Genomic DNA, 12,987 nt, shown 5'->3' with positions numbered 1-12,987 from the left:
CCCGCCTGCGGCGCACCCGGCCGCCCCGCCCCGCCGTGCTCAGTGGGGCGGGGCGGCGAGGACGGTCCGGACGAGGGCGGCGACGTCGTGGCGGATGTCGTCGGGGGTGCGGCCGGAGGCGAGGAGTTCGTCCACGAGGTCGGCGCGCACGGCGCCGAGGAGGACGTGGGCGGTGTAGGCGGGTGAGGCGGCGGCGGGGGAGTCGGTGCGGGCGATGAGCGCGCGCAGGACGTCGTGCGTCCAGACGTAGTGGGGGGCGCGCAGGAGCCCGGCGCCGCTGAGTTCGCGGGCGGCGGTGAGGTGGCGGTGGGTGAGTTTGAAGGTGACCAGTTCGTCGAACAGGGCGAGGACGCGGGTCAGCGGGGGCGCGGCGGAGCCGAGGGGCGGGTCGGGCTGTTCGAGCGCGGCCCGCAGGGGTGCCGCGTGCGCGGCGAAGAGCGCGTCGAGCAGGCCGTCGCGGCTGCCGAACGCGCGGAAGAGGGTGCCCTTGCCGACGCCCGCCGCCGCGGCGATGTCGTCCATGGAGACGGACCTGGGCGCGTCGGTGTCGGCGAACAGCGCGGCGGCGGCCTCGAGGACGAGTTCACGGGGGAACGCGGGCCGCCCGGGCCGCCGGGCCGCCGTCGTCGACGCCTTCGTCGTCTCCGTTTCGGACTGGCAGTCCGAAACGGTGCTACGGTGTTTGGGACTCACAGTCCGTAATTGTAGTGGAGGCTCCCGTGGAGACCCCTGTGCAGACCCCGGAGAACAGTTCCCAGCAGGACGACGACCTGCCCCCGTGGCTGGCCGCCGCCCTGCTGGGCCTGGCTTCCGGCGACACCGCCGCCTGGACGGACGTGTTCGCCGAGGACGCCGTCCACGAGTTCCCGTTCGCGGCGCCGGGCGCGCCGCAGCGCCTCGAGGGCAGGGCGGAGATCGCGACCTTCGTCGCTGGGCTCTCCGGCCGTATCCGCTTCGGCGCCCTCACCGACGTACGGGTCCACGAAGCGGCGGACGGGACCGTCGTCATCGAGGCCGAGGGCCACCACCAGGACGCCGCCTCCGGCGCCCCGTTCGACCTCCGCTACGTCTGGGTCGTCACCCGCGGCGCCGACGGCCGGATCACGCGGCTGCGCGACTACATGGGCCCGCGCCGCCCGCGCACCGAGGAGGACTGATGCGCGTCTTCGTCACCGGCGGCACCGGCTTCATCGGCGCCGCGCTCGTACGGGACCTGCTCGCCGCCGGGCACGACGTCCTCGGGCTCGCCCGCTCCGACGCCTCCGCCGCACGCCTGGCAGCCGCCGGCGCCACCCCGCACCGCGGCTCGCTGGAGGACCTCGACGCCCTGCGCGATGCGGCCGCCCGCACCGACGGCGTCATCCACACCGCCTTCGACAACTCCGACCTCGCCCGTTTCGCCGACAACAGCCGTACGGAGCAAGCCGCGTTGGAGGCGATCGGGGGCGTGCTCGCCGGCAGCGGCCGACCGCTGGCCGTCACGGCCGGGTTCGCCTTCCTCGCCCCCGGCACCCTGGCCACCGAGAACGACGTACGCCCGCCCGGCGCGTCCCCCCTCGGCCGCACCGCCGAAGCCACCGCGGCGGCGCTGGCCGCGTCCGGCGTACGCACCTGCGTCGTACGCCTGCCGTGCGTCCACGGCGACGGCGACCGCTTCACCATCCCGCAGTTCACCGCCATCGCCGAACGCACCGGCGTCTCCGCGTACGTCGGCGACGGCCTCAACCGATGGGCGGCCGTGCACAACGTCGACGCCGCCCGCGTCTACCGGCTCGCCTTCGAACGGGCCGCCGAACAGGGCGAGCCGGGCGCCCGTTACCACGCCGTCGCCGAGGAGGGCGTACCCGTCAAGGCCATCGCCGAGGTGATCGGCCGCCGCCTGGGCATCCCCGTCCGCAGCCTCCCCCCCGAGGCCGCCGCCCAACACTTCGGCGCCCACGTCCACTTCGTACAGTCCGACGCTCCCGCCTCCAGCGCCCTCACCCGCGAACGCCTCGGCTGGCACCCCCAAGGCCCCGGCCTCCTCGCGGACATCGCCCGCCCGAACTACGGCGCGACGTAAACGCCCCGCGCGGCCCCCGCCCCCTCCCCGACGGCAACGAGTTCCGCCCCGACTGAGCCCCGCACCCCGGGGGAACGGCACGACCGGACCGGTCCCGGTGCATCCGCGATACCGCGGCGTCCGCGTCCACATCCTGCGCGTGGCCACCCGCGAAAGCAGCCCGCTCGGAAGGGGGGCCCGCGGCGCCAACTGCACACCCAACCCAGCGGTCGTTGCCCGGTGCGCCGCCCCGAAGCGGGCAAGTCGCCTCCGGTACAGCACCCGACGAGCGCGCGAGAGGCGAGACGGCTCAGATACAGGTTCGCGGATGGAACTGCGATCGCCTGCATGGTGGTCCCTCGCCTGGCCTCTTTGCGTCGCCGGGCGAGGCCCAGGGATCGGAGCTAGAACGCCCGGCCAATGGTCATCTCTTGCGAATTTTTGGTGTCCACATTGCTTGAATTTTGTGTTCACGATGTGATGATCCGTTGGTTAACTTCGTGCTGGCACGCGCACCGTGTGTCATCTCTGGGGGTTGGGGTGGGGACAGTGGTGGGCAGGCGTGTGCCTGTGCGCCGTGCGTGGCTTGCTGCGCTCGCGCTGGTCGTGCAGCCGCTGATTGTGGTCGGGGCCCATGCGGCCGTAGCCGACAGCACATCCGGCAGCGTTCAGTCGGCGGCCGATCCGGGCTCGACCGACGCCGGGTTGTCGCCGGAGGCTTCGGCCTCGAAGCAGGCGACGGACTCCGGTGACCCGGTTCAAGTGGATGCGGACACCACTGCCACGGACACGGTGACGGCATTGCCGGACGGCACCTTCCGGCTGGATGCGAGTGCGGTGCCTGTGCGGGCCAAGCAGGGCGACGGCTGGGTGCCGCTGGACACCACGCTTCAGGTGCAGTCGGACGGTTCACTGAAGCCGAAGGTGGCAGCAGCGGATCTGGTGTTCTCCGGTGGCGGTTCGTCGGAGCTGGCAACGATGTCACATGACGGTGCGTCCTACAGTGTTTCGGCGCCGTGGACGCTTCCGGCGCCGACGGTCTCCGGGTCGGAGGCGACCTACGCCTCGGTGCTGCCGGGCGTCGACCTGGTGGTGACGGCATTGGCTGACGGATTCTCCGAAGACCTCGTTGTCAAGACACGAGACGCAGCCGAGAACCCCGGCCTGGCGAGCCTGAGTTTCCCGGTGACGGAGCATGGGCTGTCGGTCAGAGCCCAGGACTCGGGCGGGGCCGCGCTGGTCGATTCCCAAGGCCGGCCGGTGTTCTCCACCGGCTCGGCGCTCGCCTGGGACAGCGGTACGGCAGACACCTCGGAAACGGCGTCGAAGAAGTCGGTCCAGGAGACGGTAACTGCTCCGACGGACGCAGTGGACGGGCCCGCGCCGGGGGCGAAGACATCGGTGATGGACGTGGACGTCACCGCCTCGGCGATGACGGTGACGCCGGACCAGGATTTTTTCACAGATCCTTCGACGGTGTATCCGGTGGTGTTGGACCCGCAAACGGTCAGCCAGTCGCTGGCTTCGTGGACGGCGTTGTGGTCAGGTCAGCCCTCGACATCGTTCTGGAAGACCTCGCACACGCTCGGGGTGGGTTATGACCTGCCTGCGGACACCAAAGTGGTGCGCTCCCTGTACCAGTTCGACACGCATGGTGTGGAGGGCAAGAAGGTCCTGGGTGCGACGTTCACCGCGCAGGAGGTCTGGTCGTACAACTGCACGGCCAAACCCGTGCAGTTGTGGCACACCGGGGGGATCTCGTCGGCGTCCACGTGGAATCACCAGCCGTCGTGGATGGGCGTGGTCGACACGGTGACCACGGCCAAGGGTTGGTCGTCCTCGTGCCCGGGCGGGAACGTGGAATTCGATGCGACGAGCGCGGTCGCTTACAGCGCCGTGCGCGACGGGGCGACCACGACGCTGGGACTGAGGGCGTCGGACGAGTCGGATGAGGGGGCGTGGAAGCAGTTCGCCTCTCCTGCCGATACCAAGCCGGTGCTGTCGGTGACGTTCGTGTCTGCGCCGAAGACACCCGCGCTGTCGTCGCTCAAGCTGGCGCACCCGAGCCTGGCGTGCGGGGTGAACTTGGCGGCAGCGGTGAAGATCGGTGTCTCGGCGCCCACGTTGTCAGCCGTGCCGTTGTCTGCGGATGGTTCGCAGGCGACGTTGCGGCCGAACTTCGAGGTGCACCGCTACGACCCGGACATCGCCGACCCTTTGGTGAGTTCGGGTAGTTCGTCGGCGTGGACGACGTCGGGGAAGGCCGGGACATGGACTTCGGGGGCGTTGCAGGACGGTCAGACGTACTGGTTCCGAGCACGTACCCAGTACGAGTACTCGTACAACGGCACAACAGGGAGCATGTATTCGGGCTGGACCGCCGGATGCTGGTTCACCATCGACACGTCTGCTCCGCCTTCGCCGACGGTGTCGTCCGCGACTTACCCGGAATGCGCGTCGCCGGACGACCCGGATTCCTGCCCGGTGAGTGGGGGCGTCGGAGTGGCGGGCGCCTTCACGATCACCGCCGGCGCGAGCGATGTGGTGTCGTACACGTATACGCTCAACGACGAGAAGCCGGCGACCAAGGCGATATCGAGTGCCCTGACCCTGGCCCCGAACGAGCTCGGTATGAATGCCCTCACCGTGCAGACCAAGGACGGCGCCGGGAATATTTCTGACGCCGTTACCTACTTCTTCGACGTCGCCGCGGGCGCCCCGCCGATAGACAACTGGTCCTTCGACGAGGGTTCGGGCACGACAGCGGCGGACTCGGTAGGCGGGAACACCGCGACGCTCGACTCTGCGGCGGCTTGGTCGAGCTTGGGACGACTGGGCGGCGCGTTGAGCGTGAGCGGAGCGACGCACAGCAGCGCTGCTGCTTCGGTAGCGAAACTGGACACGTCGCAGTCCTTCACGATTTCGGCGTGGGCGCGGCTTTCGAGCCTGACCCAGACCGCGGTGGTCGCCTCGCAGGACGCCACGAGCAGTTCCTCGTTCTCGTTGTACTTCTCTCCGGGTTACGGGCGTTGGGTTTTCAACCGGAACGCCTCTGACGCAGCGACCCCGACAGTGGTCCGGTCGATCTCCACCTCAGTTCCGATCGTGGGGGCGTGGACGCATTTGCTGGGGGTGTACGACAAGACCGCCCAGACAATTCAGCTGTACGTCAACGGAGTCCCGCAGGGTGATCCGGTGGCATTCACCACGCCTTGGAAGTCCACCGGGCTGCTGAGGATCGGCGGTGGGCAGTACGACAACGCCCCCGCGAACTTCTTCCCCGGCCAGATCGATGGGGTCCAGTTGTGGGACCGCATCCTGGCGACGGACGAAATCGCCGGTCTGGAGGCCATGACAGACCCGTCGACGGCCGAGGCGTCCCAGCCCGCTCTGGTGGGGAAGTGGCAGATGGCCGACGGCGCCGGAACGACGGCGGCCGACGGTTCCGGCTATGGCCGCAACGCCACCTTGGGAAGCGAGGCCGCCTGGACAGATGACATCGAAGGCGGCGCGGGCACCGTACTCAAACTTGACGGCTCGTCCAATGCCTACGCGTCCGTGCCGGCCCCGGTGGTGGACGCCACCGGAGACTTCACGGTTTCCGTCTGGGTGGACATCGATCCGGCGGCGGTGGCGGACACCAGCGTGGCGCACACGATGCGCATCATCGGCCAGTCCGGGACGAGCAGCGACACATGGGGGCTGTGGTACGTGCAGTCCGCCGGGCAGTCGGAGGGTTCCTGGGCGTTCGGTCGCACGGCTGCCGATGCCGTTGGCGCAACGGCCACAACAGCCCCGAAGGACATCGCTGTCGATGACGCCGCCGACGCCGGGCAGTGGACGATGCTGACCGGCATCTATGACGCGGCCAGCGGACTGATCGAGCTGTATGTGAACGGTCAGTTGAAGGACGGCGGCAGCGACGACCCGAACGCGGACGGATCGGGCTCGGGGACGGCGTTCACCAGTGCTTGGCAGGCGAGCGGCACGCTGTCCATCGGCCGAGGCCGTACCAGCAGCGGCGCCTGGGGGGACTCGCTGACCGGCATGGTCGCAGGAGCGCAGGTCTGGACCGGATTGGTCCCCTCGGACGACCTGCTCCTGGACTCGCTCTTCGGTCCCGGAGGGGCATAGGTCGTCCTGGCCTGCCTAAGGGCACGGCACTTTCAGCGTGATGCGTCATTCCGATTCGAGCATGCGGAGTTCAGCGATGGATGGCATAGGGGTGGGCACGGCCTTGCGTCGCCGGGTGCGGCGATACCGGTCGTGGGCGGTCGGTCTGACGGTGGGAGCATTGACGGGGGCGCTGCTGGGTATGGCCCCGGTCGCTGTCGCCCAGGGGTTCGCCCACCCGAAAATGGCCGTCCCCGCGCAGAAGAACGGCACTGCCGTGCCGTTCACAGCGAAGACGAAGAAAGTCAAGGATCCGGCCGCGACCGCCGCGCAACGCACTGCGGACGAATTGAAGAAGCCGGTTAAGTGGCCTACATCCGCTGATGTCCACGTCAAGCAGGCCACTAGGAGCGCCGCCTCCACCTCGGCGGGCGTGAAGATGTCGGTGAACGTGGCTCCGCACGCTGTAGCGACCGCGGCGGGCGTGGACGGTGCGCTGATGAAGGTCACCGTTCCCGCTGCTTCCCGTGGCACCTCGAAAGTGTCGTTGGACTACTCCGGCTTCGCGAATGCCTACGGGGGCGACTACGGCTCACGCCTTCGGCTGGTGGAGATGCCGGCATGTGCCCTGACCACCCCCGCCAAGGCGGAGTGTCGTACCCAGAAGCCGGTCACTGCGGACAATGACGTCAGTCAGCAGTCTCTCACTCTGTCCGTACCCGCTGCTTCGAAGACCACGACGATGGTCCTGGCCGCGGATGCCGCGGCCACGTCAGGGGCCGGTACGTACACGGCCACCACCCTGTCGCCGTCCAGCACGTGGGCAGCCGGCGGGTCGAGCGGGGACTTCTCCTGGTCGTATCCGCTGTCAGTGCCGACGCCCGCCGCGGGAGTGGCACCGCAGTTGTCGATCGACTACGACTCGCAGAGCGTGGACGGACGCGGGCCGTCCACGAACAACCAGCCCTCCTGGATCGGTGAGGGGTTCGACCTGCAGACGCCGTACATCGAGCGGTCGTACGACGTGTGCGACGACGACGGTCAGTCGGGCAAGTATGACCAGTGCTGGGCCAATGACAACGCCACCCTCGTCATGGACGGTAAGACGACCCCGCTGATCAAGGACAGCACGACCGGTGTGTGGCACCCGAAGGACGATGACGACGAGCGTGTCGTGCGGTCCACGGGCGCGTCCAACGGCGACAACGACGGCGAGTACTGGACCGTCACCACTGTCGATGGCACTCAGTACGTGTTCGGCAAGAACCGTCTGCCGGGCTGGTCGACGGGTGACCCGGAGACGAACGCGGCGCTGACGGTGCCGGTGTACGGGAACGACAGCGGTGAGCCCGGCTACAGCAACGGCTCCACCTTCGCCGACCGCGCGGTGACCCAGGCGTACCAGTGGAACCTCGACTACGTCATCGACACCCACGGCAACGCGATGTCGTACTGGTACACCAAGGAAACCAATGCCTATGCCCAGGACGGCACGACCACCGCGGCCGGTACCGCCTACGACCGGGCGTCCTATCTCGACCACATCGACTATGGCATCACCGGAGACGACTTCTTCGGCAAGGCACCGGACGAGGTCAAGTTCACCACCGCGGAACGCTGTTCGGTCACCAGCACGGAGAACTGCTCGTCCCTGACCTCATCGACGGCCAAGGACTGGCCGGACGTGCCTTTCGACCAGATCTGCGCCACCGGGAAGGTGTGCACGGGTACTGCGGCGCCCACGTTCTTCTCGCGCAAGCGTCTGACGGGGGTCACGACCTACGTGTGGGACACGAGTCTGTCCACCCCGGCCTACCGCAAGGTCGACTCCTGGGCACTGGACCAGAGCTTCGTCGACCCCGGGGACGGGACATCGGCGAGCCTGTGGCTGAAGTCCATCACCCGAACCGGTCAGGACGGCACGCCGGTGTCCCTGCCACCGGTCACCTTCACCGGTGAGCAACTCGCCAACCGTGTCGACACCTCGCACGATGACATCGCCGCGCTGATCAAGTGGCGCGTGCGGACGATCACCACCGAGACCGGTTCGGTGATCACGGTCAACTACAACAACAACAATCCCACCGGTCAGTGCGTCGCGGGCACCACCATGCCGTCCACGCCCGACAACGACACTCTGCTGTGCTATCCCGTAATATGGACCCCGCCGACCATGGCGGACCCGCAAACCGACTACTTCAACAAGTACGTGGTCGACCAGGTCGTCCAGTCCGACCCGACCGGTGGCTCACCGGACGAGGAGACCGACTACACCTACGCGGACCCGGCCTGGCACTACGCCACCGACGACGTCGCCAGCGCTGCCAAGGACAAGACATGGTCACAGTGGCGCGGCTTCGGTCTGGTGACCACCACCACCGGCAACTCCCAGACCACCCGGACGAAGACCGTCACCACCTACTTCCAGGGCATGGACGGCGACAAGCAGTCCGACGGCACCAAACGCTCCGTCACCGTCGTGGACTCCAACGGCGACCATGTCACCGATGCCGACCCGCTCGCAGGGCAGGCACGCGAGTCGCGGACCTTCAACGGGACCGCTGAGGTCTCCAGCACCATCACCGACGAGTGGACGCACGCCACTGGCACCGACGGCACCCGCACCTCGTACTACGTGCACCCCGGCGCGACACACACCCGCACCGATCGCGCCAGCGGCAGCCCGCGCATCCACACCGTCACGACCACCTATGACGACAACACCGGCGCCGCCACCCAGGTCGACGACGGCGGAGACGCCGCCGTCACAGGCGACGAGCAGTGCACCCGCACCACCTACAGCGACAACACCACTGCCTGGCTGCGAGCCGAACCCATCCGGGTGGAGACGGTCGACGTCGGCTGCGACGCCGCGGTGAGTCGCCCCGCAGACGTGGTCTCCGACACCCGCACGCTCTACGACAACACGGCCTACGGCACCGCGCCCAGCCGCGGCGATGTCACCAGCACCCAGCGCCTGTCCTCCTACAGCGGCACGTCCCCGGTCTACCAGACAGTCGCCACCACCGCATACGACTCCATGGGCAGGACGCTGTCGGTCAAGGACGCCGACGGCAACACCACCTCCACGGCCTACACCCCGACCACGGGTGGCCCACTCACGGGCACGGTGGCCACAGACGCCAAGGGCTACCAGACCACCACGACCTACGACCCGGCACGCAACCTCCAGACGACCGTGGTCGACCCGAACAACCACCGCACCGACTACGCCTACGACGCTCTCGGCCGGCTGACCAGTGTGTGGCTGCCCGACCGCGCAAAGGACACCGCCCAGCCCAACACCACCTACGAGTACGTCCTGTCCAACAGCGCCTCCTCGTACGTGCGCACGGGAAGCATCCAGAAGAACGGCACCAGCTACCTCTACTCGTACACGCTCTACGACGCGATGCTGCGCCAGCGGCAGACACAAGCCCCAGCAGCCAACGGCGGCCGGGTCATCACCGAGACGAAGTACGACTCCCGGGGCCTGGCCGTGGAAGCGGACTCCAACTACGTGGACGCCACCGACCCGTCCGGAACGCTGGCGAACATCACCTCCGCACAGCCGTCGCAGACGCTGACCACCTACGACGGCGACTCACGACCCACAGTGGCCGCGTTCTATGCCGACGGCGCGTACAAGTGGTCCACCACCACCACCTACGGGGGTGACCGCACCACAGTCGTACCGCCGCAGGGCGGCATCGCCACCACCACACTCACCGACGTCTTCGGCCGTACCAGTGAGGTGAGGCAGTACAACGACGGCACCTCCTCCGGGGCGTACACGTCCATCACCTACGCCTACAACGACGACGACCAGCTCACCAAGGTCACCGACGACGCGGGCAACATCTGGACGTACGGGTACGACCTGATGGGTCGACAGACCTCGATGTCGGACCCGGACGCGGGCACCAGCATCAGCACCTACACCGACCTCGACAAGCTCGCCTCCACCACCGACAGCCGCGGCAAGACCATCAGCTACACCTACGACCAACTCGGCCGCAAAACCGGTGAATACGACGCGACCGTCGCCCAACAGGCTCCGGCCAACCAGATCGCCGGCTGGACCTACGACACCCTGGCCAAGGGCCAGCCGACCGCCTCCATCCGCTACGTCGGCGGCTCCGGCACCACCGGTAAGGCGTACAGCACAGCGGTCACCACCTACGACAGCTTGTACCGCGCCACCCGCACCACCGTGACCGTCCCCTCGGTCACCGGAGAAGAAGCACTCGCCGGAAGCTACCTGTTCACCTCCAGCTACAACGCCGACGGCACCCTGTACGCCACGAGCGACCCAGCCGCCGGCGGCATGAAAGCCGAAGCCTTCATCTACGGCTACAACGCCGCCGACCTGCCCACCACCCTGCAGAACTACGTCCAGGGCACCACCTACACCGGCACGGGCCAGATCGCCCAGATCACCCTCGGCATCAACGCAACCGCCCCGTACGTCCAGGAGAACAACACCTACCAGGACGGCACCGACCGCCTGAGCGAGCAACTGGTCAACGACGCAGACAGCGGACTGGTCCAGCAGTCCCACTACGCCTACGACCCCTCCGGCAACCCGACGCTCGCCGACACGCGCGCGGACGGCGCAGACGACACCCAGTGCTACCAGTACGACGGTCATGACCGGCTGACCGCCGCGTACACCAGCTCTGACACCTGGCAGACCACCGGGGCGTGCAGCAGCGACCCGACCACCGCCACGCTCGGCAGCGGGCCTGCCCCCTACTGGCAGTCCTACACCTACGACGACCTCGGGAACCGCACCAAGCTCGTCCAGCACGCCACCACCACCGGCGCCCAGGACACGACCACCACGTACACCTACGGAAACACCGACGGGACCCAGCCCCACACCCTCACCGGGTCTTCCACCACCGGCGCCACAAGCGCCAGTACCAGCACCACCACCGACACCTACAGCTATGACGCCGCCGGAAGCACCACCACCCGCGACCTCAACGGCACCACCCAGAAACTCGCCTACGACGACGAGGACAACCTCGCCTCTGTCACGAACGCCGACGGCACCTCGTCCTCCTACCTCTACGACGCCGATGGCAACCGCCTGCTGACCCGCGACGACACCGGCACGACCCTCTACCTCGGCGACACCGAAGTCCACCTCGACAAGGGCACCACCAGCACCAGCGCGACCCGCTACTACACCTGGCTCGGCCAGACCATCGCCGTCCGCGACGGCGCGGGAACCCTGCAATGGCTCCTGGACGACGCCCACAACACCGCCACCACCCAGATCGACAGCGCCACCCAAGCCGTACAACGCCGCCGCACCGACCCGTTCGGCAACGACCGCGGTACCTCTCCCACCTCCTGGGCCGGTGACCAGGGCTTTGTCGGCGGCGTCGCAGACGACAGCACCGGCCTCACCCACCTCGGTGCCCGAGACTACGACCCCACCACCGGCCGCTTCACCACCCTCGACCCGGTTCTTGAGCTCACCGACCCCCAACAGATCAACGGCTACGCCTACGCCGCCGACAACCCCGTTCTCAACGCAGACCCCGACGGTCTGATGATCTACGGCGACGGCGCCGGCGACGGCCCGGCCCCGACACAGAAGAAAAGCACCGGCTCGGGGAAAAAGAAGTCGACGACCAGCACCAAGCAGAGCGTCCAGACATGGATCAATGATTGGTCCCCGTCCAGCAACAACACTCATGACCTTCTTGCCGACTTCATGGGTGGCAGTCAGGGGAACTCGAGCTCCGATGCCCCCTACTGGCAACCCCAACATGGCGGAAACGACGGACTGTTCAACGTCTGCTACGGACGAACCGCCTGCAGCCGCGCCTATACATACCTCCTGCACCACCAGGATGACCCCGCTGGTGCCAAAGAGGTAGCGGCGACCTACTGCGTCGTCAATTACTCCGAATGCGCACACGACGCCCGCGCCCAGACGCTGGTGGAGAAGGAATCGGCTGCATTCGTCCAGGCCTTGGCGATGGGAGTCGGCGACATCGACCTGAGCGGCAAGGTAGACGGGGGCGGCGGCGGATGCAGCTTCGCTCCCACCACCCGGGTACTCCTCGAAGACGGCACCACCAAACCCATCAGCAAGATCAAGCCAGGCGACAAGGTAGAAGCCGCCGACCCGTCCGACGGTAAGAAGAAGGGCGACCGCAAGGTCACGGCAACCTGGATCAACCACGACAATGACCTTGTCGATCTCACCGTCCAAACCTCCGACGGCCACACCGCCACCCTCCACACCACCGCCAGCCACCCCTTCTGGGACGACACCACCCACCAGTGGACCCCCGTCGGCGCACTCGCCCTCGGCGACGCCCTCAACACCGCCGCCAACCGGCACGTACACGTCACGGCGCTCCACACCCGCCCCGGCACCGCCGACATGTACAACCTCACCGTCGACGAGCTCCACACGTACTATGTGCTGGCGGGCGACACTCCGGTGCTGGTGCACAATTCCGGAGGGGCGTGCAAGGAAGTAACCCTGCCTAGATTTGACAGCTTCGAACAAGCTCGCAACATGGCGCTCGATCTGCTGGGTGAGGTTGATCCAGCTACTCGGCAGCCGTACATCGGACGTCTCGAATCTGCGCCGACTACCTATGGCAAGGTAGTGGGATTCACTACTCGGGTGAACGGCGAATTCAAGAGGTTCAGGATGGATTACGATCCGGTGAAGGGTCCCCATATTAACGTGGAAGTCGGCAAGGGTGACTCCGCACGTAAGTGGGCAGTGCCATGGAATGGAACAGAAGACGATTTCGCGAGAATGCTTGGCGGTAATTCGTGACGCTCGACGGTGTATACGG

The 12,987-nt window shown here is 67.6% G+C and carries 6 protein-coding genes; 4 read left to right on the top strand and 2 right to left on the bottom strand.

All coding sequences use genetic code 11. The features are described 5' to 3' along the window. Nucleotides 1-39 precede the first annotated feature (39 nt). A complete protein-coding gene (locus WA788_RS21440; RefSeq protein WP_335979728.1) occupies nt 40-693 on the bottom strand; it encodes a TetR/AcrR family transcriptional regulator in 654 nt (217 codons plus the stop codon). Nucleotides 694-719: 26 nt separating this feature from the next. Between WA788_RS21440 and WA788_RS21435 the strand changes: the two genes are divergently transcribed. The 3 genes from WA788_RS21435 to WA788_RS21425 all read left to right on the top strand — a co-directional run bounded on the left by WA788_RS21435 (nt 720) and on the right by WA788_RS21425 (nt 6,175). Further along, nucleotides 720-1,157 carry a nuclear transport factor 2 family protein gene (locus WA788_RS21435; protein ID WP_335979727.1) on the top strand — a complete coding sequence of 146 codons (438 nt, stop codon included), beginning with the start codon at nt 720-722 and terminating at the stop codon, nt 1,155-1,157. Further along, nucleotides 1,157-2,062 (top strand): SDR family oxidoreductase, encoded by a 906-nt coding sequence (locus WA788_RS21430; RefSeq protein ID WP_335979725.1) that lies wholly within the window; start codon nt 1,157-1,159, stop codon nt 2,060-2,062. Before WA788_RS21435 ends, WA788_RS21430 begins: the two co-directional genes overlap by 1 nt. 543 nt (nt 2,063-2,605) lie before the next feature. Beyond that, entirely contained in the window at nt 2,606-6,175 is a 3,570-nt protein-coding gene (locus WA788_RS21425) for a LamG-like jellyroll fold domain-containing protein (protein ID WP_335979723.1), read from the top strand. Nucleotides 6,176-6,220: 45 nt separating this feature from the next. Here the strand turns inward: WA788_RS21425 and WA788_RS21420 are convergent, their stop codons facing one another. Beyond that, nucleotides 6,221-6,664: a hypothetical protein gene (locus WA788_RS21420; RefSeq protein WP_335979721.1), complete on the bottom strand. Its 444-nt coding sequence runs from the start codon at nt 6,662-6,664 to the stop codon at nt 6,221-6,223. On the opposite strand from WA788_RS21420, the gene WA788_RS21415 reads away from it, so the two are divergent. After that, entirely contained in the window at nt 6,654-12,968 is a 6,315-nt protein-coding gene (locus tag WA788_RS21415) for a polymorphic toxin-type HINT domain-containing protein (RefSeq protein ID WP_335979720.1), read from the top strand. The genes WA788_RS21420 and WA788_RS21415 overlap by 11 nt on opposite strands. Nucleotides 12,969-12,987 lie beyond the last annotated feature (19 nt).

The sequence above is a fragment of the Streptomyces sp. CA2R106 genome, from assembly GCF_037034245.1.
In the GTDB taxonomy this organism is placed as follows: domain Bacteria; phylum Actinomycetota; class Actinomycetes; order Streptomycetales; family Streptomycetaceae; genus Actinacidiphila.
The sequence above is the reverse complement of the archived record's forward strand: the minus strand, read 5'-3'. Positions and strand labels throughout refer to the sequence as shown.